Raw genomic sequence first — 24,929 nt, forward strand, 5'->3', positions numbered from 1 at the left:
AGAAGAAGCTCCCAGACCAAATAGTTCGGGAGCTTCTTTTTATTTCATTTTAATTTTATCCCCAGATGAAGACTCTTTTGCTTTTTTTATGGTCCGATAGGACGAATAACCACTCATTTCTTCAAATTCACCACAAATAGTTTTTTCTTCCGCCTTGCTTGGGACAATTTCTTTAAATCGACGATACGCCTTCATTACAGCATCACGTTCAATTCCGTTTTCATACGCCTTCTCAATGGTTTCAAAAAATGCAATTACATCAACAATTTCATCTGTGCTCCAATGATAATCAATGGGATATTGGTATTCCATTCTTTCACCTACTAACTATTTTAACTAAAATGAATCATACATTTAATTTCCCCACTTTGCACGAATTTGTTCAGCATCTTTCATCATTCGATTGAATAACTCATGAACCGAAGGGACATCTTTAATTAATCCCATCACTTGTCCTGCCCATGCAAAGCCTTCATCAGGGACACCATCATAAATGTAGCGTTGGTTAGCCATTCCACTAATGAAATCTTTTAACTGATCATAACCTTCATTGTTTTTTTCTAACTCAAGAATTTTTTCTGTCCAGCTGTTAGCAAGTGCCCTGGCGGGAGTTCCTAGAGTTCTCTTGATGACAACCGTTCCAGATTCATTTCCTTCCACTAAAGTCTTCTTATATATCTCGTTTGCATGAACACATTCCTTAGTCGCAATAAATCTCGTACCCATTTCAATCCCTTCAGCACCTAAGCTAAGGGCTGCCATGAGCCCTCTGCCATCACCTATTCCCCCTGATGCAATAACAGGTATAGAAACGGCATCTACGACTTGAGGAACTAAAACAAGCGTGCCGACATCATCTCGTCCTAGGTGGCCTCCCCCTTCTTGACCGACGACCATAACTGCATCTGCACCGAGTTCTTCTGCTTTGACAGCCTGTCTTCTTGCCGCTACAAGGACAAGTGTTTTAATCTGCGTACCTTTTAATTGTTCAAATATGGGGGCAGGATTCCCTCCTGTCATTGAAACAACCGGGACCTTTTCATCAATAGCCACTTGGAGAAGATCAGCAAATGGCCTCCCATGCTGTCCAATCGCAAAATTAACCCCAAAAGGATTTTTCGTCCTCTGCTTCACCTTTCGTATTTCGGCTCTTAGCTGTTCAGGTTCACCTAAAGACATAGCTGTGATTTGACCAAGACCTCCGGCATTTGATACCGCTGCGGCCAATTCAGAATAGGCTAAATAAGCTAGACCCCCTTGAACAATAGGAAATCGTATATTTAATAATTCAGTAACACGTGTTTTCCATTCCATTTTAACCCCTCCTAAAAACTTCTATTTGTTATTTCGTCTCTTTAGGGTAATTTTCCTTTTTAAATGGGAAACTATCGTAAACCGACTCAGTAAAAACATTTATTTCTTTGCAATGAACGGTATTAGTGCTATAATTCCTTTGTTTTTATGTTTTTGGATGACATAATTAGAGTATTTTTTATAAAGAGGTGTGGTTATAAATTGTCTCAAAATCAAACACCGCTATTTAGCGGTTTATTAGCACATGCGAAAAAGAACCCAATTCAATTTCATATTCCTGGTCATAAAAAAGGAGCTGGGATTGACCCTGAGTTTCGAAACTTTATCGGTGATAACGCCCTGTCTATTGACCTAATTAATATTGGTCCACTAGATGACCTTCATCAGCCAAAAGGAATCATTAAGCAGGCTCAGGATTTAGCAGCCGAAGCCTTCGGAGCTGATCGAACATTTTTTTCAGTACAAGGGACAAGCGGAGCAATCATTGCCATGATTATGGCTGTATGTGGTCCAGATGATAAGATTATCGTTCCAAGAAATGTTCATAAGTCAATTATGTCTGCTATTGTCTTTTCTGGTGCCATCCCTGTATTTATCCAGCCTGAGATTGATAAGGAATTAGGAATTTCTCACGGAATAACACCTGATGCAGTAGGAAGGGCTCTAGAGCAACATCCTGACGCCAAAGCTGTTTTAGTAATCAACCCAACATATTTTGGCATCTCCGGAGATTTAAAAAAGATTGTTGAAATTTCTCATTCCTATCATATTCCTGTTCTTGTTGACGAAGCCCATGGTGTTCATATTCATTTCCATGATGACCTTCCACTTTCAGCTATGCAAGCCGGTGCAGATATGGCGGCTACTAGCGTCCACAAACTAGGTGGATCGATGACTCAAAGCTCGATTCTAAATGTGAAAGAAGGACTTGTTTCCGCAAAACATGTTCAGTCAATTCTAAGCATGCTTACTACTACCTCCACTTCGTATTTATTACTGGCATCACTTGATGTCGCTCGGAAGCAATTGGCTACGAAAGGAAGGGATTTGATCGATAAAACCATCAATTTAGCGCAATCCATGCGGAAAAGAATTAATGAGATTGAAAATCTGCATTGTATCGGTGAGGAAATTCTAGGGTCAGAAGCTACCTTTGATTATGATCCAACCAAGCTTATCATTTCAGTTAAAGAACTAGGATTAACTGGATACGATGTTGAAAAATGGTTAAGAGAAAAACACAATATTGAAGTGGAACTTTCTGATCTTTATAACATTCTTTGTATCATCACGCTTGGAGACACAGAAGTGGAAGCCGACTTGTTAATTAATGCCTTAAAAGATTTGGCAGATGAGTGTAAACATCGCACCGAAAGAATTGAACCTGTTGAAGTTCTTCTTCCTGAAATTCCTGTCCTGGCCTTAACACCAAGGGATGCGTTTTATTCTGAAACAGAAGTTATTCCTTTTGAAGAATCTGAAGGAAGAATTATTGCAGAATTTATTATGGTATACCCACCCGGTATCCCAATTTTTATTCCTGGTGAGATTATTACTAAGGAAAACCTCCATTACATTCGAAAAAACCTTGAGGCAGGTTTACCTGTACAAGGTCCAGAAGATGATGAAATTAAGTCAATTCTTGTCATTAAAGAATACAAGGCAATAAAATAAAACAACAAAAATACAGGATTCCGATATCGGAATCCTGTTTTAATTTATGTTTAGTTATTATAAATCTTCCTCTGTATGATGATCCTCGCAACATTTGCATTTAGAATAAAGCACCGTTACTTTTTCATCTTCAAAATGATCAATAGTAGAGTTACAAGTTTGACAAACTAAAGTACCCATTTGTTCAACCCCCTTTTCATTATTGAATAATCACAAAACGAAGTATTTATATATCATTAATGCAATAATAATATATCACATTAGAAATATCAAGCCTAAATTGTATGTCACATTTAAAAAAATAATAATAAAAAAGACCCTATTGGGCCTTCTCTTGATAAATTATTCGTACTGAGTCTCAAACGGGATGGTTGGTAGTGTTTCGCTGAAAAACTCTGCTAAATCTGCTGCTTGCTGTTGATCAGGGATACGGAATACGGTTTGAAGGTAATCAATATCTTCGATGTCTTTTGGGTCGAGGAGAGTGGAACGGCCAGTCTGCATGCAGACAACTAGAGGTTTGCCGAAAAACATGTTGGTGAAAATTATGCCGAAATCATAACGGGTATGTTCGGTTGCAAATCCAATAAACCTTACCTTCGCATTTTCATGTTCATCATAGAGCTTATCAAATAATTCCATAAGGCTCCTCCCTTTTTCTAAGAATGTTTAGAATATTATTATAATTCATTTTTCCTAAAGAAACAAGAAAACTTCTACTTTTATTTAAAGCTATAGTTGTCATAAGATTTTATTAAATGCTAGAATAGAGAGGCATATATAATGGACTATTAGGGGGGAATGATGATGGCTGTTAATGCATATATTAAGCTAGTGCCTTCATCTGCTAAACAAACAGTAACAATTGAAGAAGTTAAAGAATTATTTCATGAGTATAAAAATAACACTACAAAAACTGGTAATCAAATAGGTTGGCAATATGGAGAATCAGCTTTTCCCTATGTAATTAAAGAAACATCAGAAGCGGACGGAAAATGGTTCTATTTACACTCTAACGATGACCGCTACTATGCCATTTTATTAGGTGTAGACCAGGAAACTATTCGAAATGAAGAAGGACAAGAACTAGAACAAACATACATACAAGTTACTTTACCCGAACAATCTACCTATGGAGATAAGGGTAAAGCGAATGAATTTTGTAAATACCTTGCGAAAAAGCTGCAAGGGGAACTCCACCTTTTTAATGAGAGAATCATGTATTATTATCCCCGTAAATAAAAAAAGCTCCTTTTGGGGCTTTTTTTAGTGAATAAACAATTCCATTGTATAGTGAATCGAAGTATATATAACAAGGCTTAAAGTAGTGATAAAAAGCGTTTTACGCACTGATTTTGTGACCTGGTTTCCTATTAAAAATGCTAAATAAAAGAACACAAAAAACATAATGACTTTATAAATTAGCTGGTCATGCTTTGATAACCATTCAATAAATGTATATCCGCTCCAAATGATAAATTGCAGTATCACAACAATATAGACCCTCATATTTATCACCACTCTTAATACATTCACTTCTTTTTAGAATGCTCGTTCTTAAGTATATGTTCTAAAAGCGAGAGATATATTTTATTTTTAAGTTGACAAGGATTTTTTTGCTTTTATCTTTGTATAAATACAATTCGGTAAAAATAGTAAAAGTCCTTTCCGTTAGTTAACGAAAAGGACTATATATTTATGAATTATTTCATAATATGGATTGGGCTTCCTAAGGCAACTTCCGCCGCTTCCATTGTGATTTCTCCAAGTGTAGGATGAGCATGAATAGTCATGGCAAGATCTTCAGCAGACATTCCAGCTTCAATCGCAAGTCCCAATTCTGCAATCATATCTGATGCATTTGTGCCGGCAATCTGCGCTCCGATGACAAGTCCATCCTCTTTACGAGTAATTAATTTCATGAATCCATCACCACTGTCGAGTGATAATGCACGACCATTAGCTGCAAATGGGAATTTAGCCGCATTTACAACAATTCCTTCTTCTTTTGCTTGGGCTTCTGTATATCCAACTGAAGCTAATTCAGGATCAGAGAAGACCACAGCAGGAATACCTAAGTAATCAATTTCAGAGGTGTGACCAGCAATTGCCTCTGCGGCAATTTTAGCTTCATATGAAGCTTTATGTGCCAATTGAGGGCCAGCAACAACATCACCTATAGCATAAATATTGCTAAGATTTGTGCGGCATTGCTTGTCAATTTCAATTAGACCGCGTTCAGTTAATTTAACACCAACTTGTTCTAAGCCCATTTCATCAGTGTTAGGACGTCGTCCTACCATTACAAAAACATAATCTGCTTCGATTTTCTTTTCTTCGCCTTTTGTTTCGAACGTTACTACCACACCATTTTCAGTTTCTTCAACGCCCTTGGCAAACGCCTTTGTAAAGAACTCTGCACCTTTTTTCTTCATGCTTCGTTTTACGAGAGCAGCCATTTGCTTATCAAAAACACCAAGACCTAATATTTCTTCTGCACCTTCTAAAATGGTAACCTGACTGCCAAAGTTTGCGTATGCACCGCCAAGCTCAATCCCGATTACGCCTCCGCCGATAACGACGATTTTTTCAGGGATTTCATTTAAGTTAAGTGCCCCAGTAGAATTCAAAACACGTTTTGAATATTTAAAGGCGGGTAACTCAATCGGACGGGATCCAGTAGCAATAATGGCATTTTTAAAGGTATAAGTTTGCGCTGAATTTTCATCCATTACACGCAGCGTATTGCCATCGACAAAATATGCTTCACCACGGGCAATGTTTACTTTGTTTCCTTTTAATAATCCTTCAACGCCGCCAGTTAATTTATTTACAATTCCTGATTTAAACTCTTGAACTTTTGTGAAATCCACTTTTACATTTTCAGCAGTAATCCCGAAGGTTTCAGAATGCATCGCTGTTTCATAGCGGTGACCTGCTGAAATTAATGCTTTAGAAGGGATACATCCTACATTTAAACAAACGCCGCCAACATATTCTTTTTCAACAATTGTCACTTTTTGTCCCAACTGCGCTGCACGAATAGCTGCAACATATCCCCCTGGGCCTGCTCCGATGACTATAGTATCTGTTTCAATTGGGAAATCTCCTACGACCATTTTATTACGCCTCCATTAACAATAGTTCTGGATCGTTCAATAAACGTTTAATATGATTTAATGCATTTTGTGCTGTTGCACCGTCAATCATGCGGTGGTCAAAACTTAATGAAAGTGCTAAAACCGGTGCAGCAACAATTTCACCGTTTCTAACGATTGGTTTTTCTGCAATCCGGCCAACGCCCAAAATTGCTACTTCAGGATGGTTAATAACTGGTGTAAACCATTGCCCGCCAGCTGAACCGATGTTTGAAATTGTACAAGATGCGCCCTTCATTTCGTTAGGTGCAAGTTTGCCGTCACGGGCTTTTACAGCTAATTCATTAATTTCATTTGAAATTGAGAATACTGACTTACGGTCTGCATCTTTTACTACTGGAACTAGCAATCCTTTTTCAGTGTCTGCTGCAATTCCGATATTATAATAATGTTTATGAATGATTTCACTAGTAGCATCATCAAGTGAAGTATTTAAAGCTGGGAATTCACGTAATGCACTTGTTAATGCTTTAACGATGTATGGTAAGAAGGTAAGCTTAATGCCTTTAGCAGCTGCCACTTCTTTGAATTTCTTCCGGTGTGTAACAAGTTTAGTTACATCGATTTCATCCATTAATGTAACGTGAGGAGCAGTGTGTTTGGAGTTAACCATTGCTTTGGCAATTGCCTTCCTGATCCCACTCATTTTCTCGCGAGTTTCTGGATATTCACCTTGTGGAATAGCTAAGGCTGTTGTTTGCGGTGCCTCCACTTTAGCTGTTTCAACCTCTACAGCTACATTTGTCGCAGCTTGTGGCGAAGGTGCTGCTCCACCGCTTACAAAGAGATCAATATCACCCTTCAGTATCCGTCCATTATTTCCTGTTCCAGCTATTAAATTGATACTAATGCCTTTTTCACGGGCATATTTACGAACAGATGGCATAGCAATAATCCGACGATTTGGATCAACAGCTGCTTGTGGTGCCACTGCTACTGCTGCTGGTTGTGGTGCTGCATCTTGTTTAACCTCAGGTGCAGGAGTTGATACTGCTGCTTTTTCTTCTTGTTTCGGTTCATCAGCATGTTCATCGCCTTTAAATTGTAGGTTTTCATACCCTGGGGCATCAAAAGTGACTAAAACCTGTCCAACTGTAGCGACAGTTCCTTCTCCTACTAGTACTTCAAGAACTGACCCTTCAACTGGGGACGGAATTTCTACCACTGCTTTATCATTTTGAATCTCGCAAAGTACATCATCTTCTTGAACTTTGTCGCCTGGCTTTACAAACCATTTAACAATTTCGCCTTCATGAATACCTTCACCGATGTCAGGCATTTTAAATTGAAATGACACTAGGATTCATCCTCCTAAATTACATGTATTTTTGAGCATCGAAATTATAGTAATTAGAACGGCCAATTACGTATTTAATTAAAATGTTAAAACTTTTTTAGCTGTTTCAATTACATCCTTATAATTCGGCAGCCATGCAGCTTCCGCTTGCGGGAATGCAAAAATGGTATCAGGTGCGGCCACACGCAATACAGGTGCTTCTAAGCTTAGGATTGCGCGGTCGTTAATTTCAGCAACAACGTTTGCAGCAATTCCTGCTTGTTTTTGAGCTTCTTGAACAACGATCGCACGACCTGTTTTTTCAACGGAAGCAATAATCGTTTCAATATCAATTGGACTTACTGTTCTTAAGTCAATAACTTCTGCAGAATGACCTTCTTTCTCTAGTTCCTCTGCTGCTTTTAATGACTCGTGAACCATTGCTCCATAAGTAACGATAGTAATATCAGTTCCTTCACGTTTTACTTCGGCTTTTCCTAGTGGAATTGTATATTCACCTTCTGGAACTTCTTGACGGAACGAACGGTATAACTTCATATGCTCAAGGAAAATAACTGGGTCATTATCACGGATTGATGAAATGAGAAGTCCTTTAGCATCATATGGAGTTGATGGAATAACAACCTTTAAGCCAGGCTGTTGCGCCATAAGTCCTTCTAAACTGTCTGCGTGCATATCAGGTGTATGTACGCCGCCTCCAAATGGCGAACGAAATGTTACTGGAGCATTAAATTTGCCTCCGGTACGATAACGAAGACGAGCTGCCTGACCAGAAATTGAATCCATTACTTCATAAACGAAACCGAAGAATTGAATTTCTGGAACAGGGCGAAAACCTTGTAAACTAAGACCGACCGCTAATCCGCCGATTCCTGATTCAGCAAGTGGCGTGTCAAAAACACGATCTTCGCCAAATTCAGTTTGCAACCCTTCGGTTGCACGAAAAACACCACCGTTTACACCCACGTCTTCACCGAATACTAATACATTCGGATCATTGCTTAATTCCACACGCAATGCATCTGTAATTGCTTGAATCATTGTCATTTGAGCCATAGCTTACTTCGACTCCTTTTCTTTATATATTTCATATTGCTCTTTTAAGTTTTGCGGCATTTCTTCATACATAAATGACATTAAATCAGTTACCTTTTGTTTAGGCGCTGCATCAGCTTTTTTAATTGCTTCTTTAATGTCTTCTTTCGCTTGTTCGATTACTTCATTTTCTTTTTCTTCCGTCCATAACCCTTTATTTTCAAGAAATTTACGGAAACGTACTAATGGATCTTTCTTTTCCCATTCATTGTCAAGGTCTGCTGTACGATAACGAGTTGGATCATCACCAGCCATGGTATGAGGACCATATCTGTAAGTTAATGTTTCAATGAATGTTGGGCCTTCACCATTAATTGCACGCTCACGTGCATCACGAGTTGCAGCATATACCGCTAAAGGATCCATACCGTCAACTTGAATACCAGGAATACCTGCTGCAACTGCTTTTTGAGCCAGAGTTTTGGCAGCCGTTTGCTTGTCAACAGGAGTTGAGATTGCGAAACGGTTATTTTGAGCAATAAAGATAGCTGGAGCTTTATATGCGCCTGCAAAATTCATTCCTTCATAGAAATCCCCTTGAGATGTACCACCGTCACCTGTATACGTAATTGCAACTGCTTTTACTCCACGCTTTTTCATTCCTAGTGCTACACCAGCTGTCTGAACATACTGTGCACCGATAATGATTTGCGGGATAGCTATATTAACGCCCTCAGGAATTTGTCCACCTTCAAAATGACCTCTGGACCATAAAAAGGCTTGGTATAAAGGTAATCCATGCCAGATAATTTGTGGAACATCACGATATCCCGGTAGGATAAAATCTTCTTTTTCTAACGCAAACTGTGAAGCTAATTGAGATGCCTCTTGTCCTGCAGTTGGAGCGTAGAATCCTAATCTTCCTTGGCGATTTAAAGAGATAGAGCGCTGGTCAAGAATTCGTGTATAAACCATACGACGCATTAATTCCTGAAGCTGTTCATCTGTAAGGTCTGGCATCGCAGCTTCGTTTACGACTTCACCAACTTCATTAAGAATTTGAAGTGTTTGAAATTGTTCCTCTACAACTTCTAGTGTTTTCTTCGCATCAAGCTTGGCGTTCTGAGTTTTAGAAACCATTTAGGTCACCTCTTCCTTTCAATTCAAAACTTAATTTTTTTAATTATTATCCACTAAGTTAGAATACCCAAAAACTTAAGAATAAAAGACAGATGGACAATGTCATCCATTTTTCTTTATCATTTGGATAAACTCTTGATATTACACTCGATTTTGGTAAGCATAGTACATGAAAAATACTTTCAAATAGTTTTTCACATAAACGAAAAGTTAAAACAAAATATCTTTCACCTTACCATCATCTTATTCTGTACCACTATTTTATGTAACATCATTGATACAATTTATTAACACTTTTTAAGTTTACATCATTAGTTTTTGCACGTCAAATACTATATTTTAATATTTTTCACCACGTTCATATTGCTAATATTATAAACATTTTTTCGTCTGTATTACTTTTTTTTGACATCTGTTATATATAATACCTCATTTAATTTATTTGTTATAATATACAAAAAATCGGCCTATTCAGCCGATTATTTTGATGAGATAATATTTATTTGCTTGATTTAAGCCCTGCTTGTTTATAAAATGACAACTTTTTATCATTGTATTGTTCTGTTAACATATTAAATTTTTCATTGGCATTATAGACTCTTTTATACGTTTCATTTAACTTATTTACCTGTGCTTCAAGGTCTTCAAGTGGAAGATTTTTATTTTTAAACATTTCATACAATTCTTTATCATTTTTCAGTGCTTCATTATACTCTAGGTATAACGCTTCATGCGCTTTATATCTTTCCATCATTATCTCATATAGTTCATTAGCTACTTTCGTTAAATCGTGATCTTCTAATTTATCCTTAATATCCCTGGCCTTTAGAAATTCTTTCTGGGATTCTTTAATGCTGTTGGTTTCTTTCTCCATCAGCGCTTTTCTTTCATCGGCTAATAATATTGCTTCATCTGAAAGTTTTACGATTTGAGCATATTCTTTCATACCAAGTTTGATAATCTGGTCATAAATTTCTTTTTCTTTTTTTTCAAGTGTAACAAGGGGATTCTGTTGTTCCTCAAATTCTTTTTCGGCTGAAACGACTTTTTCTAACACATCATACATTTTTTCGACTGGAGACTTTTCTTTCGTACACCCAGCAAAAATAACAATCAAAACGGATAAACATAAAATAAAACAATACTTTTCTTTTAATGACACATTATAAACCTCCTGCCTATTCCAATTCCTACTATATCGACACCTGGTTTGTTTGACAATACAATATCCCATAAAAAAGGTTGCAAATCAGTTACCTGAATCAAATATTAACTTTTTATCAATTGTCTGATAGACTATTTATTATTAATAATTTTAGTTTAAGCACAGGAGTGAGTGGAATCATGATTACGATGGAAGATATCATTCGAGATGGTCATCCTTCCCTTAGAAAAGTGGCTGCAGAAGTATCCATGCCGCCATCAGAAGAGGATAAACAAATATTATTTAACTTATTAGAATATGTAATTAATAGTCAAAATCCTGAAAAGTCGGTACAATTTGGTTTACGCCCTGGAATTGGATTGGCTGCTCCGCAAATAAATGTTCTAAAACGGATGATAGCTGTGCATCTTACAGATGACACAGGCACTCTTTATAGTTACGCATTATTTAATCCCAAAATTATCAGCCATTCTGTTGAAAAGTCGTATTTACAAGCTGGTGAAGGCTGCCTTTCAGTAGATAGAGCCATTCCAGGATACGTCCCAAGATATGCTAGGATTACTGTAAAGGGAACAAACCTTAACGGTGAAGAAGTGAAACTACGTTTAAAGGGACTTCCTTCTATCTGCTTTCAACACGAAATCGATCATTTAAATGGTGTTATGTTTTATGATTATATCAATCATGAAGACCCGTTAAAACCAATCGAAGGAGCCATAACCATCGAAAGGTAACCAAACTGGAGGCCCCTTGATTTTGGGCTCCAGATGTATAAAGAACCGGCCCCTGCCTAGGGTCGGTTCTCAATTTATATTAACTGTAATTCTTTTAGCCCATTCCAGATACCATCTTCGGAAACATCGCTTGTAATAAGATCTGCAAGTTCTCTGGCTTCAGGGACACCATTTCCCATGGCAACGCCTGTTCCAACTGCCTTCAACATTTCTAAATCATTTAAACCATCTCCGAATGCATATACATCCTTCAACTCAAACCCCAAACGTTCGATCATTTTTTTTATTCCTTCTGCTTTTGAACCACCCTTTGGTAAAACATCGACAGAATATGGATGCCATCTGATAAAATCAAATTGGGGATAGTCAGAGAAATATAAACTTTCATCTTTATTTTCACAAAAAAGGAGGCTTTGATACATTTTTCGATTGACATAAAAAGAATCATCCTCTTCAGGATGTGGGAAATTTAGGCTTCCCATGCTTTTTTCAACAAATGGATGATGCTTAACACTTGCCTTCATTGTTTTTTCATTCATAAACACTAATGGATGATTGTTTGACTTCGTATGGTTAAATAATTTATTAAGCTCATTTTCATTCAAAGGGTTCTCATATATAACTTCATTCTCAAAAACCACAAATTGACCGTTAAAGCTCACATAGGAGTCAATTCCAAGTACATTCCGCAGGCCTTCAAACATAAACGGAGCTCTGCCAGTGGCAATTGCGACAAATACATCATTCTTCTTAAGTAAATTGATGGCTTTTATCGTGCTTTCGGGTAGGTTTTTATCATGATCGAGCAATGTGCCGTCTATGTCAAAAAATACAATTTTCTTCATTTAATATGTACTCCTTTTTATCGAATCCATTAAACTGTGAAAATGTACTCTCCACAGTTCTTTATTCTTTAAAACACTAAACTTTATATTAAAAAAAGTCAATTTATAATTTGTCAATGTAATTCCATGTTTAACCATGATTGAATCAGCAATTTCATCATATAATATAGTAAAAATACTCTTATTTTAAAAAAACTTCAATAATCTGCCATCGCTTACTTTACATTGGACAAGGATTGTATAAAATAAGAGGTAAGGAGATGATCCACTATGTTAAAGAAGCTAAGGAAGAAGCTTTTAAAACAGTGGAAAGAATTACTGCGAAAGAAATCCATTGCCTAAATTTTTTTAGGGCCCTTCAAACTTGCGAGGGGCTCCTTCGTTATTGTAAATTGTAAAAACAACGATTCTTTTTTACATACTTTTCATATAAGTCTAACGGTTTCCAAAGAAAATAAATGAAAAAGATGAAAATGTTTTATATAATAGAAAAAGTTATGATTCAGTTAGGAGCGAAATTGTAATGATATTTAAAGTATATTATCAGGAAAACATCAAAGAAGTACCAGTCAGAGAGAATACAAAAACCCTATTTATTGAAGGAGAATCGGTAAGAGATGTCCGCTCAAAAATTGCCGACCGTGGGTTTAATGTTGAATTTGTTCAAGAAGTAAAGGGAGCTCATTTAAAATATGAACTTCAAAATGAAGACTATAAAGTATTGGAGAAATGATAATTTATGAAATTTGTTAAGAATGATCAAACTGCGGTTTTTGCCCTGGGTGGTTTAGGCGAAATTGGCAAAAACACGTATGCGGTTCAGTTTCAGGATGAAATAATATTAATTGATGCCGGAATAAAATTTCCTGAGGATGAGCTATTAGGTATTGATTACGTAATTCCTGATTATACCTATTTGGTTAAGAATCAAGATAAAATAAAAGGATTATTTGTTACACACGGACATGAAGATCACATTGGCGGTATTCCCTATTTATTACGCGAGATTAATGTTCCAATTTATGGTGGGAAACTCGCTCTTGGATTAATTAAAAATAAACTAGAGGAACACGGCTTATTAAGAAATGCTAAGTTGATAGACATCAAAGAAGACGATATCATCAAATTCCGCAAAACATCGGTTACTTTTTTCCGCACCACCCACAGTATTCCTGATTCTTATGGGATTGTAGTTAAAACTCCGCCCGGTCAAATTGTCCATACTGGAGATTTTAAATTTGATTTTACCCCTGTAGGTGAACCTGCCAATCTAACCAAAATGGCTGAAATAGGTAAGGAAGGCGTTTTATGTTTACTATCAGATAGTACAAATAGTGAAATACCTGAATTCACCATGTCAGAACGTCGGGTAGGCGACAGCATCAATGATATTTTCCGTAAAGTGGACGGACGTATTATTTTTGCTACCTTTGCATCTAATATCCATAGATTGCAGCAAGTGGTAGAGGCAGCAGTAGAATACGGAAGAAAAGTAGCGGTTTTTGGCCGAAGCATGGAAGCAGCTATCAATATCGGACTTGAATTAGGGTATATTAATGCACCTAAAGAGACTTTTATTGAAGCGAATCAAATAAACCGTCTTCCTGCTGATAAAGTTACGATCCTTTGTACCGGAAGTCAGGGCGAAGCTATGGCTGCTCTTTCAAGAATTGCTAATGGGACACACAGACAAATTCAAATCATTCCTGGTGACACAGTGGTATTTTCATCTTCACCTATTCCAGGGAACACAATTAGTGTGAGTCGAACGATAAATATGCTCTATAGAGCCGGCGCGGAAGTTATTCACGGTAAACTAAGTAATATCCATACTTCTGGTCATGGTGGACAGGAAGAACAAAAACTAATGCTTCGTTTAATTAGACCAAAGTTCTTTATGCCAATCCACGGTGAATATCGAATGCAAAGAATGCACGCTAAGATCGCGGTTGATTGCGGAGTACAAGAAGAAAATTGTTTTATTATGGACAATGGTGAAGTGTTAGCTCTTTCTGAGGATACTGCTCAGGTTGCTGGAAAGATTCCATCAGGTTCTGTTTATATCGACGGCAGTGGTGTAGGCGATATTGGAAATATTGTCTTACGTGACCGTAGAATTCTTTCTGAGGAAGGATTAGTTGTTGTGGTCGTAAGTATTAATATGAAGGAATTTAAAATTGCTTCAGGACCTGACCTAATTTCTCGAGGATTTGTTTATATGAGAGAATCCGGTGATTTAATTAACGATGCTCAAAATCTAATCACCAAGCACTTAAATAAAGTGATGGAAAGAAAGACAAGCCAATGGTCTGAAATTAAAAATGAAATTACAGATACATTAGCGCCTTTCCTATACGAAAAAACAAAGCGCAGACCAATGATTTTACCAATCATTATGGAAGTGTAAGAATAAGAAAAGCGGAAGCGCCTCGAGCGCTTCCGCTTTTCTTATTCTAGTACTTTTTTTTCAAATCGATTGATGTCTTGGTCGGTTCCAATCACGATTAAAACATCATTAACGTGAAAAGTTTCTTTGGCTTGTGGAGAAACAATAATTTCTTCTCCTCTTTTTATGGCGACAATATTCAAACCATATTTCTTGCGAATATCCAAATCCATAATCGTATGACCACTAAGTTTTCCATTCGCAACAATTTCAACGATACTGTGTTCATCTGATAGTTCAAGATAGTCGACCACATTACTCGAAGCCATATTGTTAGCAATCCGTTTTCCCATGTCTCTTTCTGGGTGAACAACACTGTCTGCTCCAATTTTCCTCAAAACTTTTTCATGGTAATCGTTTTGAGCCTTAGCTGTAATACGCACTACACCCAATTCCTTAAGAATAAGAGTTGTAAGTATACTTGATTGAATATCATCACCAATAGCTACAATCACATGATCGAAGTTACGTATCCCAAGGCTTTTCAAAACAGCTTCGTCTGTTGTATCCCCTACAACCGCATGAGAAGCAATCATTGCATACTCATTTACTCGTTCTTCATTTTTATCGATAGCAAGAACTTCCATCCCCTCATCGGTAAGAGTTCGGCAAATACTTCCACCGAATCGGCCAAGCCCAATGACTGCGAAACTTTTTTTCATATATAACTCCCCCGGTTAAATCATTATCTTATTATGTTTCATTTTAGCATCATTCGTCAGATTTATATAGAGAGCTACCCCTTCTTATTCCTGCCCCTGTCTGGACTTCCTCTTTTTAAGATAGTAAAGGAGAAAAAATACTATAATAAATAAAATGGCTAGAACTGGCAGGTTACCAACGATAAAAACAACCAAGCCTGATAAACCAACTAATAACATATTGATGCTTTTCATGAATTGTTTTTTGGTTTTCTCCCAAGTATTTAATTTATCTTTATTAATTGTAGGTACAACTACGCTTTTTTCGTAAAGGGTTATGTTAACCGTCGAAAGGGAGGTTTGGTTTTCTAAAAACTTCATCTTCCCTTCAATGATCTCAATTTCCTCTTGTACGGATGCTAAATCAGCAGAAATTTTCAATAAATCTTCTGTTTTTACTGCACTTTTCATGAAAGTGAGTAACCGTTCTTCCACCACCTTTTTTGATTTTAATCTGGACTCAAGATCAATATATTCCTCGGTTACATCCTGCCCGGTTATGCTTCTTTGCAAAACCTCTGCTGCTTGGCTCTCAGCATCATGTAAAAAGGTCTGAAAGTGCTTTTGTGGTATTCTAATTTTAATGCTGCCACTTACCAGCTCGTTGCCCTCTTTTGATACATTGGACTCTGCTATATAACCTCCATATTTTATTACTTTTTCTTCAAGGATACGGACAGTCTGATCAAATTTCTTTACTCGCAGTTGTAGATCCGCTTGATAAATAACCATTTGGTTTTGAATTTTTATATTTGCAGCTGCGGAACTTTTTTCAGCCTTTTCTGTTTCACCCGAGTAAAAGTCTGCTTCCTCCCCACTGCCAGATTGGGCTGAATCCATAACTGTATCATTACTTTCTTTCATTTTTGCACGTTTATCTTCGCTGCTGGGACTGCACCCTGTTACCCAAAATAATAAGATAATGAAAAAGATAGGAAACCAACGTTTTAGCTTTATCAACTTCTGACACCCCTTTTTTCTCTAATGGTTAAAGCTAGGTATATATAAGTACCGACGATTAAAAGGAGGTAAGGTTACAGTTAAGAAAAAAAATAAAAATGCTGCCCGTTGAATATAACGGACAGCACTTAGATCGTTTTTTATTCTGTTTTTTCCAACTCATCCAACACTCGGTTTACACGCTTCTCGAGCATCTTCATGCCGCTTCCGCCTGCTTGGAAATGGCGGAGCTTGCCTTCTTTATCAAATACATAATAAGCTGGTACATATTGATTTTCAAGGGCTTCTGTCAACTTGTGATCACTGTCGACAAAAATCGGTTGATTGATTCCATGCTCAGCTGCCACTCGTTTAATTTCATCTAGGTTAAGGTCGTTTTCAGAACGCGGCATATGAACAGCAACCACATTTAACTGGTCCTTAAAATCATCACGGAATTGATTTACCTGCGGCATCGCTTCTTTACAAAGATGGCAGCTAATCGACCAAAAATGAAGCAATGTTGGTTTTTCTCCGATTAGGTCTTCTCTTGTCACTTCACCGTTTAACCATTCAGTTGCCCCAGTTAACTCTGGCATTGGTTCACGTAATTTCATAGATAATCCCCCTATTAAAAAGACCTAACACTTTAAAAGGTTAGGTCTATCTGTTTTGTGCAAATTATACGTTCAATGTAGCTTGTCCAGGCTTCCAGTTTGCTGGGCAAAGACCGCCAGTTTGTAATGCTTGAAGAACACGTAAAGTTTCATCCACGTCTCGGCCAATGTTGTTGTGATTTACAACAGAATACTTTAATTCACCCTCAGGATCGATGATGAATAAACCGCGTAGTGCGATACCTTCTTCTTCAATTAATACTCCATAATCACGAGCTACCACATGGTTAGTATCTGCAGCAAGAGGATAGTTTAAATCGCCAAGACCATTTTCTTTGCGATCTGTTTTAATCCAAGCAAGATGAGTGTGGATTGTGTCAGTAGAAGCACCAACGATAACTGCATCTAAATCATCAAACTCTTCAAAACGATCGGACATCGCTGTAATTTCAGTTGGACAAACAAATGTAAAGTCCATTGGATAAAAGAATAACACAGTCCATTTATCGTTTTTCATGTTTTCTTCCAAACTTACTTTTTTAAATTCTTTGTTTGGCATTACAGCATCCATTTCAAAGCGTGGTGCTTGTTTACCTACCATACGTTCTGGCATTCAAATCCCTCCAAATATTTAATAAATGAGTATTTATAGCAATTCTCATTTGCTATCCTTTTCACAATTCTAATTATAGGACACATCTTATTTTGAGTCAATATTAAATTATAATTAATTTAATTAAATACTTATTATTAATTATAACCTTATTTCCCCTTCATAAGTTTTCCCTAATTGTGTAAGAATAATCGACGATATGTAACAATTTCCCTTTTAATTCTCTTTAATTTTATCATGATTGCTAATCAGAACAAAATAAAACGCCTTCTTATATAAGATTTAATCTATTCCCTAGATTAGAGATATAGGTTGTCATTACTTTAACAGCTACTTCAATCGCACCTTCTTGTGGATTTAATTTTGAATGGTGTAAACCATAGGGCGAATCGACACCCAGCCAAAACATAAGCCCTGGAATCTCTTTAAGCATATATCCAAAGTCTTCTCCCGTCATCGCTTCCTTGCACTCGATTACTTCAACATTTGTTTCATTTTGAAGATATTTCATAAAATCTCTTGTAATAGATTCAGTATTATAGACTTGATGATACATCGAACCATAATCAATGACTGCTTCACATTCAAAACCTGCTTCGATTCCCTTCAAAAGCGCCTCAATGCGATGTTTAACCTTTTTCATCGATTCAGCAGAAAGCGTCCGGATGGTTCCCTCAAGCCTTGCATTTTCAGCAATAATATTTTGAACAGTACCGCCAGTGATTTTTCCAATCGTTATAACCGCACTATCTAAGGGGTCGACATTCCTCGAAACAATCGTTTGCAGCTGGTTTACCAATGTACATGCTGCGACAACCATATCATTCGTTTCATGGGGTCTAGCGGCATGCCCCCCCTTACCCTTTAGATCAATAAACAGTTCAGAAGTATTAGCAAATAGTAACCCTTCCTTAACCGCGATAGTTCCAACTGGATACTCTGGTGCAATATGTAAGGCAAAAATCAGGTCAGGCTTCCATTCCAGCATCTCATCTGATTTTAACATCGGTTCCGCTCCGCCAGGTCCTTCCTCTGCAGGTTGAAAAACAAACATAAGGTCGTCTGCAATTGGGTTATTCGTAAAATAAGTTAGTACCCCAAGAGCGATGCTCATGTGGAAATCATGCCCACATGCATGCATCTTGTTATCGTGGGTCGATGAGAAAGGTAATCCTGTTTCTTCGCTAATCGGAAGTCCATCGATGTCTGTTCTATAACCAATCGTTTTTTGGGGATTTAAGCCATGAACCTTTACAAACAACCCTGTCTTCCATTTTTTTATCGTGATACGATCTTGTGGTAAAGACTCAAGGTAAGATAATAAATAGGCTTGTGTCTCAAACTCTTGAAATCCTAGTTCTGGAATTTGATGAAGGTCACGGCGGATTTTAATCAATGGATTCATTTATTAACTCTCCTTTTAAAAAAGAAGCGTGGATATGCTCCACGCTTTTCTGCTTATACTTAGAGAACTATCTAGCTCCAGCGCCCAGCGGCTAGAGTACTTCGCGCAAAGGAAGCGGGCTTTTAAAGTTGACGAAGTTCTTGCATTATTTCAGTTTTTGACTTCGTTTTTTCATCAATATCTTTAATTTTCCTTGCCGGCATCCCTGCTACAACTGTATAAGGAGCAACATCTTGAGTGACAACTGCACCTGCAGCGACTACTGAACCTGTTCCAACTGTTACCCCTTCAAGAACAACGGCATTCGCTCCAATAAGAACATCATCCTCAATAATAACAGGCTTCGCAGATGGGGGTTCAATAACACCGGCCAAGACAGTTCCCGCCCCAATATGACAATTCTTCCCGACAGTAGCTCTTCCACCTAGAACAACACCCATATCAATCATCGATTTTTCACCAATAACGGCACCGATATTGATAACGGCTCCCATCATAATAACGGCATTATCACCAATTTCCACTTGGTCACGAATAGTAACACCTGGCTCAATTCGGGCATTAATATGCTTATTATCTAACAAAGGGATTGCAGAATTACGACGGTCATTTTCAACCACTTGATCTTCAATTTTTTCTTTATGTGCTTCTAATACTTCATTAATTTCAGACCATTCACCAAAAATGACACCCGTATTTCCATTAATAAAAGTTTTTGTATTGTTTCCAAAATCAATTCCTGCTAATTCACCTTTTAAATAAACCTTAACAGGTGTAGATTTTTTACTATTTTGGATAAAAGAAATAATTTCATTTGCATCCATCATCTTCATTATTTTACCCCCTATGTATTCGTACTAAAAAATACTTTAACAAACAAAAGAAACGAAAACAAGAAAAACTACCCTAATCTCCTGAAGATTCAGCGATATGTTCCTTAATTAATTCTACAAAGGCTGAAACTTGCTTTAATTGAAAGGCCGATTCATAGCCCAGTAGCCATGTATCACGATTTAGAGGTTCATTATTCTCATTTAAAAGCGGTATTTTGAAAATTTCCTTTTCTGCTTTAGTTAATGTTATGGCGGGCAGGATAGCGTAGCCAATGCCATTGAAAGCCATCTGCTTGCATGTCTCAATTTGATCAACCACAACGGTCCTCTTGGGTGAAGTCTTAAAATTGCGCATCCACCAATCTTGAATTTCCTGGAAATAATTAGAATCACTTTTAAATTGAATGAAGGGGCGGTCCGTATTCAAAACTTGTTCCGGACTGGTAATTTCCCTGTCAACTAAATAAAGAGGATCGTTAAATAGATGAACCTTAATTCCTTTCCAATCGGGTGTACCACGGATAATCCCAATATGAACTTGATCGTCATATAAGCATTTTAAAATTTCGCTGCTCCATCCAGTTACTAATGAAATTTTGGCTTGAGGATATCTATCAATAAATTTCTTTAAAACCTGCGGAAGCCAGTTTTGGCCTACAATCGAAGCAACTGCAATCTTCAAAGTACCTGACACACCTGATTGAAGGGAGTGAATGGTTTCACGCACCTTTTCTTGCTTAGTTAGTACTTCATTTGCAAATTGGATGACATGCTCACCTGAGGGGGTTAGAGCTAGTCCTTTTTGCGAGCGAATAAATAATTTCGTTCCCCAATCTTTTTCGATTGTTTGCAATCGTTGCGAAAGGGCTGGCTGTGAAACAAACAGCCGTTCCGATGCCTTCCGCATATTCATCTCCTGGGCTAAAACGGATAATAATTGAAATTCTGATAATGAGGACAAGATTGTTCCCCTCCTTAAAAAAGCTCTGTGAAGTTACACAGAGCTATCGTTCTTTTTCGGTATACAAAATATTAACAGTAAACTTATGATTGCCAAGGCGAAGACAACATAATAAACAGAGTGAAGAGAAATGGTTAACCCATTCTGCAAGAAAGTCCGGACTGATTCAGAGAGATTTTCACGCTCAGCAGATTTTAAGAGTAGATTGACATCATCTACTGATAAGGAATGATCATTCTCGCTTAAATATTGACTCAACCTATTATTAAGGATTCCCCCCAGTAATGCTGCACCAATTGTATTTCCAAGATTTCTCATAAACATATTAGATGCAGTTGCGATGCCTCTCTGTTCCCAACCAACCGTACTTTGAATCGAGACAATAAAGGCAGTGGATGTTAAGCCCATCCCTAATCCAACGAAAAAAGAACCCACTGCTGCCCATAAAGGCCCTGAGGAGGCTGACATCGTCAAGAAGGCAATGCTGCCAATGATTAACGAAACACCACCGATAATAGATGTTTTTCGATAACCCATCGTTATCAACAACCGTCCCGCAAGTGTGGATGCAATTGGCCATCCGATTGACATAGCTGTCAACGTAAAACCCGCAACAATGGGTGTTTGTTCCATAACACCTTGCACAAATGTAGGTAAAAAGCTCGAAATTCCAATTAACATGATTCCCGTAGAAAGCGAGGTAGTGTTGGCTATAAGAATAGAGCGTTCCTTCCAAATTGAAAATGGCATTACTGGCTCTCTAGCACGGGCTTCCTGAAATACAAACCCAAGTAATGTTACAGCGCTGAAAGCAAAAAAGCTTAGCGACTGCCAAGATCCCCATGTAAAGCGGCTCCCACCTTCTACAAGGATAAACATTAACGAAGAAATTGTCATCGTTAACAAAATAGCACCAAGATAATCTATTTCATGTTTTTTCCTTTGGACATTTTCATGTAAGAACAGCCATAGGCCTACTAAGGACAGAATCCCAAGTGGAATGTTTATCCAGAATACATAATGCCAACTTACATATTGGACAAGTAAGCCTCCAACAGCAGGTCCTGAAATCGCCGAAACACCCCATACACTAGCTAGGTATCCCTGAATTTTAGCCCGTTCTTCTGCAGTATAGATATCGCCAATTATTGTTGTCGCAATCGATGTGACAGCACCTGCTCCAACCCCTTGAATCAAACGAAAAATAATCAACATTTTCATTGATGTGGCGAATCCACAAAGAATGGATCCTAATAAAAAAATTAATATTCCAATCGTAAGAATTGGTTTTCGACCAAATAAGTCGGATAATTTACCATAAATAAGAACGGTTACAGAATTCATTAACAAGTACGCAGAAAATACCCAACTATATAGTGTAAACCCACCTAAATCAGCGACAATTGCGGGCATTGCGGTTGAAACAATCGTTGCTTCAATCGCCCCCATAAACATCGCTAACATTACGGCGGCTAGAACTAGTGGCTTTTTCGTTTGCCTGCTGTTGGACTTTCCTTTAGATATCTTCTCAGTAGAAGTACTCATATTCACACCTCAAACTTAAAAAAAATCAAGCCCCCTGCTTGGGGGCCTAAATACATCATTTTTCATTTTTTTTTATTATTTTATTTAATTGATTTAATAACGTACTTCTTGGCAAAATTCCTTCAAAGTATCCATCTTCAGTCTCAACACAAAGAAATGGTTGGTTAACAAGTAATTCAAGACATTTTTTTAAGGATGCAGTAATTTTAACTCGTGGAATAGAGCCTTTCATGACCTCTTCCACTCGTTTTTTCTCAAGTTGTTCAAATTCAATTCTTTCTAGTCCAAGGATAGAATCCATAATAATCGGGGTGCTAATTAACCCATGAAGCTTGTAATGAGGGTCTAAGACCGGTATAGCCGTATACCCGCTTTTTGTTAAAACTAATAAGGCATGTTCTAGATTATTACCTATTTGAACATGCGCTACCCGTTCGGAAGGGATCATTAATTCTTTTATTGTTAATTTTAAAAATTCACCGTTGGGAAGACTGATCATCGCCGAAAACTCCTCAAAAATTTGTTTTTCTACAGTTACATTCTACCATAGTATTCGGGAGTCTGTGCTAATTTTGGTAATGTATAATTAGAAACCTAAATACAACCTCCGCAGTCGTTGACATAAAGGAAACTCGCCGACTGGCGAGCCGTTAGGCAAAGACAGAGGCGTAGTTGCACTTATGCGAAATAAGAAAGTATGAACTTTCGATTCGAAAGTTTATACTTTCTTATTAGCCGAAAAATAAAGGAACCCTAAAGGTTCCTTATTGAATCAAATCAAAAATTTCAATTGTAATCATATCAACATTATCAAATTGATATCTTTTTGGTTTTTCCTTCTCATTATATACTTCTAATTCAAATGTCTCCGTTTTCGGATGAAATGTTACTTGACACTTTCTATCACCGTTTACCTCGAAATAGCGTTGTGCTGGCTCACCACTATTAGCTTGTTCCTGAAGATTTTTTAATCTTGTTAATATACCTTGAAGCTGTGACATATGCTCCGTCTCCTTTCAAACCCAAACAAACATCTACAATTATGTTTCTCATTTGGCATTTTTCTATCCGATTGGATTACTTTCATAATTTTCCAACCGCATAATTAATATGCCAATATTAAAAGAATAAAATAACGTTGTCCATTTGTCCAAGTAAAAATAAAAAAATAAGGAATTTTTTAATACACTTCCCTAAAAAGAAGCTAAAAGATAGCAAATTCAGTGCATTTTAAAGTAATTGGTCATGTTGGAATAAATATTGATAGGATATATCGATAAACAAATAATCTTCCCCATTCATTGGGAATGAAAAAGTACGAATTGTTTCCCCAGTATCAATATCACAATATAAATCAGATAAGATTCCTTTTCGTTCATTTCTCATTTTGATAATATTTTCTAAAAAGTATGGACGCCAGCTCCAATTTTTTTGAATGTACTCGGATTGAGTGATCCAGCCCTCTTTTTCTTTAAAGATATTAGCAGATTTCTGGAAGCCATCTTCATCACAAACATACATTCTAAAGGCAATCTGATCCAATTCTTTTATTAGTACTTGGAAAAGGTTTTGATATGTTGCATTTCTGTTCTTAATCACAATTTCTTGGACTTTGGCTTGAAAAAATTCTGCAGTGGTATAAACTGCTTCTAATTTCTTTTTTTCATATGAGATAAAGTCATGGAACTTCTCTTTTAAGCGATCCTTTAGGAAATCACGTTGAATGAACTCTGCTGCTGGCGGGTGTAAATAATAACCTTGATAATAACGACCGCCATTTTTCCATGCAAACTGCAGTTGGTAGCTCATCTCAATATTTTCAAACAAGAGTGTGGCACCTATTTTCCGAGCCAAAAGAGACAATGTAAACAAGACATCGTGATAATTTATACCAGTTGATGTCGATTTTAAGGCTTGTAGGTTAATTTTCAGTATATCTGGTTCAAGTTGTCCTATTCGTTCAAAATAGTTACTTTCACTGTCAATTCTTGCTATCGCTATTTTAATCCCATATGTTCGATAATATTGCAATAAGTGATCAAATTGGTCTAAATCCCCAGTATAATTTCGATCTGAAATTTCCAGAACAATTCGATTTAACATCAAGCCCTTTTTTTCAAACGCAAGGAGCTCTTGTAAAAAAGGTTCACCATGTCCATACATTAATAAATCAGCATTCCGATTCAGAAAAATACTTACATCCTCATCAAGCTTTAACGCTTTTTCAAGTGCCAACTTGACTAATAACAAGTCCACTTCAAACTTATATTCATCAGGAATTTGATCATCCTGAAAAAAGGCCCCTAAACTGATGATTTTCCCTTCTGATTCATATCTCCCCAATACCTCATAGGCAATTACGCGTTGTTCATCGGCACTAATAATCGGTTGAAAATAGGGAAATACATTTTCAAGATCCGATAGTATTTCCAATGCATCCATCCAAGTACCTCCAAAATTTTTTCTCATTATACCATACGCAAAACGACGGATTCTCGTTCTTTTCC

26 protein-coding genes are annotated in these 24,929 nt (G+C 37.1%); 5 read left to right on the forward strand and 21 right to left on the reverse strand.

Annotated elements, in window-relative coordinates:
- Positions 1–39: 39 nt before the first annotated feature.
- Together ACSU6B_RS00200 and ACSU6B_RS00205 are read right to left on the reverse strand one after the other, a co-directional pair.
- A complete protein-coding gene (locus tag ACSU6B_RS00200) occupies positions 40–312 on the reverse strand; it encodes a UPF0223 family protein (protein ID WP_410881826.1) in 273 nt (90 codons plus the stop codon).
- A gap of 42 nt (positions 313–354) precedes the next feature.
- Complete coding sequence (locus tag ACSU6B_RS00205; RefSeq protein ID WP_410881828.1) at positions 355–1,314, reverse strand: NAD(P)H-dependent flavin oxidoreductase; 960 nt, start codon at positions 1,312–1,314, stop codon at positions 355–357.
- A 201-nt stretch (positions 1,315–1,515) separates the two neighbouring features.
- On the opposite strand from ACSU6B_RS00205, the gene ACSU6B_RS00210 reads away from it, so the two are divergent.
- On the forward strand, positions 1,516–2,988 hold the full coding sequence (locus ACSU6B_RS00210) for an aminotransferase class I/II-fold pyridoxal phosphate-dependent enzyme (protein ID WP_215001712.1): 1,473 nt from the start codon (positions 1,516–1,518) through the stop codon (positions 2,986–2,988).
- 57 nt (positions 2,989–3,045) lie between these two features.
- Here ACSU6B_RS00210 and ACSU6B_RS00215 read toward each other — a convergent pair whose 3' ends face one another.
- Positions 3,046–3,168 (reverse strand): GapA-binding peptide SR1P, encoded by a 123-nt coding sequence (locus ACSU6B_RS00215; RefSeq protein ID WP_215001710.1) that lies wholly within the window; start codon positions 3,166–3,168, stop codon positions 3,046–3,048.
- A 162-nt stretch (positions 3,169–3,330) separates the two neighbouring features.
- A complete protein-coding gene (locus ACSU6B_RS00220) occupies positions 3,331–3,630 on the reverse strand; it encodes a DUF3055 domain-containing protein (RefSeq protein WP_410881831.1) in 300 nt (99 codons plus the stop codon).
- A gap of 165 nt (positions 3,631–3,795) precedes the next feature.
- On the opposite strand from ACSU6B_RS00220, the gene ACSU6B_RS00225 reads away from it, so the two are divergent.
- Positions 3,796–4,230, forward strand: coding sequence for a DUF1885 family protein (locus ACSU6B_RS00225; protein ID WP_210427163.1), 435 nt, complete (start codon positions 3,796–3,798; stop codon positions 4,228–4,230).
- A 461-nt stretch (positions 4,231–4,691) separates the two neighbouring features.
- On the opposite strand, the gene lpdA is transcribed toward ACSU6B_RS00225, so the two are convergent.
- The 5 genes from lpdA to ACSU6B_RS00250 form a co-directional block, all read right to left on the reverse strand.
- Positions 4,692–6,107, reverse strand: a complete 1,416-nt coding sequence (gene lpdA, locus ACSU6B_RS00230; protein WP_215001704.1) for a dihydrolipoyl dehydrogenase — start codon at positions 6,105–6,107, stop codon at positions 4,692–4,694.
- Between the two features lie 4 nt (positions 6,108–6,111).
- The gene (locus ACSU6B_RS00235) at positions 6,112–7,443 is read right to left on the reverse strand and encodes a dihydrolipoamide acetyltransferase family protein (RefSeq protein WP_410881833.1); all 1,332 of its coding nucleotides are present in this window, start codon (positions 7,441–7,443) and stop codon (positions 6,112–6,114) included.
- Between the two features lie 78 nt (positions 7,444–7,521).
- Positions 7,522–8,499: an alpha-ketoacid dehydrogenase subunit beta gene (locus tag ACSU6B_RS00240; protein ID WP_410881835.1), complete on the reverse strand. Its 978-nt coding sequence runs from the start codon at positions 8,497–8,499 to the stop codon at positions 7,522–7,524.
- 3 nt (positions 8,500–8,502) lie between these two features.
- On the reverse strand, positions 8,503–9,618 hold the full coding sequence (gene pdhA, locus ACSU6B_RS00245) for a pyruvate dehydrogenase (acetyl-transferring) E1 component subunit alpha (protein WP_410881837.1): 1,116 nt from the start codon (positions 9,616–9,618) through the stop codon (positions 8,503–8,505).
- 499 nt (positions 9,619–10,117) lie between these two features.
- Positions 10,118–10,780, reverse strand: coding sequence for a YkyA family protein (locus ACSU6B_RS00250; RefSeq protein ID WP_410881839.1), 663 nt, complete (start codon positions 10,778–10,780; stop codon positions 10,118–10,120).
- A gap of 182 nt (positions 10,781–10,962) precedes the next feature.
- Between ACSU6B_RS00250 and def the strand changes: the two genes are divergently transcribed.
- Complete coding sequence (def, locus tag ACSU6B_RS00255) at positions 10,963–11,517, forward strand: peptide deformylase (RefSeq protein WP_410881841.1); 555 nt, start codon at positions 10,963–10,965, stop codon at positions 11,515–11,517.
- A 74-nt stretch (positions 11,518–11,591) separates the two neighbouring features.
- Here the strand turns inward: def and ACSU6B_RS00260 are convergent, their stop codons facing one another.
- Positions 11,592–12,362: a Cof-type HAD-IIB family hydrolase gene (locus ACSU6B_RS00260; protein WP_215001692.1), complete on the reverse strand. Its 771-nt coding sequence runs from the start codon at positions 12,360–12,362 to the stop codon at positions 11,592–11,594.
- 523 nt (positions 12,363–12,885) lie between these two features.
- Here ACSU6B_RS00260 and ACSU6B_RS00265 point away from each other — a divergent pair.
- Both ACSU6B_RS00265 and rnjA read left to right on the forward strand, forming a co-directional pair.
- On the forward strand, positions 12,886–13,095 hold the full coding sequence (locus ACSU6B_RS00265) for a DNA-dependent RNA polymerase subunit epsilon (protein ID WP_088086236.1): 210 nt from the start codon (positions 12,886–12,888) through the stop codon (positions 13,093–13,095).
- A gap of 6 nt (positions 13,096–13,101) precedes the next feature.
- Positions 13,102–14,769: a ribonuclease J1 gene (gene rnjA, locus ACSU6B_RS00270; RefSeq protein ID WP_066252453.1), complete on the forward strand. Its 1,668-nt coding sequence runs from the start codon at positions 13,102–13,104 to the stop codon at positions 14,767–14,769.
- Between the two features lie 41 nt (positions 14,770–14,810).
- Here rnjA and ACSU6B_RS00275 read toward each other — a convergent pair whose 3' ends face one another.
- The 11 genes from ACSU6B_RS00275 to ACSU6B_RS00325 all read right to left on the reverse strand — a co-directional run bounded on the left by ACSU6B_RS00275 (position 14,811) and on the right by ACSU6B_RS00325 (position 24,864).
- Entirely contained in the window at positions 14,811–15,470 is a 660-nt protein-coding gene (locus ACSU6B_RS00275; RefSeq protein WP_168242652.1) for a potassium channel family protein, read from the reverse strand.
- An 84-nt stretch (positions 15,471–15,554) separates the two neighbouring features.
- The gene (locus ACSU6B_RS00280; RefSeq protein WP_410881844.1) at positions 15,555–16,469 is read right to left on the reverse strand and encodes a DUF4349 domain-containing protein; all 915 of its coding nucleotides are present in this window, start codon (positions 16,467–16,469) and stop codon (positions 15,555–15,557) included.
- A gap of 140 nt (positions 16,470–16,609) precedes the next feature.
- The gene (locus tag ACSU6B_RS00285; RefSeq protein WP_215001688.1) at positions 16,610–17,065 is read right to left on the reverse strand and encodes a TlpA disulfide reductase family protein; all 456 of its coding nucleotides are present in this window, start codon (positions 17,063–17,065) and stop codon (positions 16,610–16,612) included.
- A 64-nt stretch (positions 17,066–17,129) separates the two neighbouring features.
- Positions 17,130–17,678 carry a peroxiredoxin gene (locus ACSU6B_RS00290; RefSeq protein WP_168242649.1) on the reverse strand — a complete coding sequence of 183 codons (549 nt, stop codon included), beginning with the start codon at positions 17,676–17,678 and terminating at the stop codon, positions 17,130–17,132.
- Between the two features lie 271 nt (positions 17,679–17,949).
- Positions 17,950–19,083, reverse strand: a complete 1,134-nt coding sequence (locus ACSU6B_RS00295; protein WP_410881847.1) for an N-acetyldiaminopimelate deacetylase — start codon at positions 19,081–19,083, stop codon at positions 17,950–17,952.
- 122 nt (positions 19,084–19,205) lie between these two features.
- Positions 19,206–19,916 (reverse strand): 2,3,4,5-tetrahydropyridine-2,6-dicarboxylate N-acetyltransferase, encoded by a 711-nt coding sequence (gene dapD / locus ACSU6B_RS00300; RefSeq protein WP_168242647.1) that lies wholly within the window; start codon positions 19,914–19,916, stop codon positions 19,206–19,208.
- 73 nt (positions 19,917–19,989) lie between these two features.
- Positions 19,990–20,877 carry a LysR family transcriptional regulator gene (locus tag ACSU6B_RS00305; protein WP_168242646.1) on the reverse strand — a complete coding sequence of 296 codons (888 nt, stop codon included), beginning with the start codon at positions 20,875–20,877 and terminating at the stop codon, positions 19,990–19,992.
- Between the two features lie 33 nt (positions 20,878–20,910).
- A complete protein-coding gene (locus ACSU6B_RS00310; RefSeq protein WP_410881849.1) occupies positions 20,911–22,422 on the reverse strand; it encodes an MDR family MFS transporter in 1,512 nt (503 codons plus the stop codon).
- A 55-nt stretch (positions 22,423–22,477) separates the two neighbouring features.
- Complete coding sequence (cbpB, locus tag ACSU6B_RS00315) at positions 22,478–22,921, reverse strand: cyclic-di-AMP-binding protein CbpB (protein WP_088086226.1); 444 nt, start codon at positions 22,919–22,921, stop codon at positions 22,478–22,480.
- Between the two features lie 265 nt (positions 22,922–23,186).
- Complete coding sequence (locus ACSU6B_RS00320; RefSeq protein ID WP_066252435.1) at positions 23,187–23,423, reverse strand: YkuJ family protein; 237 nt, start codon at positions 23,421–23,423, stop codon at positions 23,187–23,189.
- Positions 23,424–23,652: 229 nt separating this feature from the next.
- A complete protein-coding gene (locus ACSU6B_RS00325; protein WP_215001680.1) occupies positions 23,653–24,864 on the reverse strand; it encodes an EAL domain-containing protein in 1,212 nt (403 codons plus the stop codon).
- Positions 24,865–24,929: the final 65 nt, after the last annotated feature.

It is taken from the genome of Neobacillus sp. C211, assembly GCF_051842875.1.
In the GTDB taxonomy this organism is placed as follows: Bacteria; Bacillota; Bacilli; order Bacillales; family Cytobacillaceae; genus Neobacillus.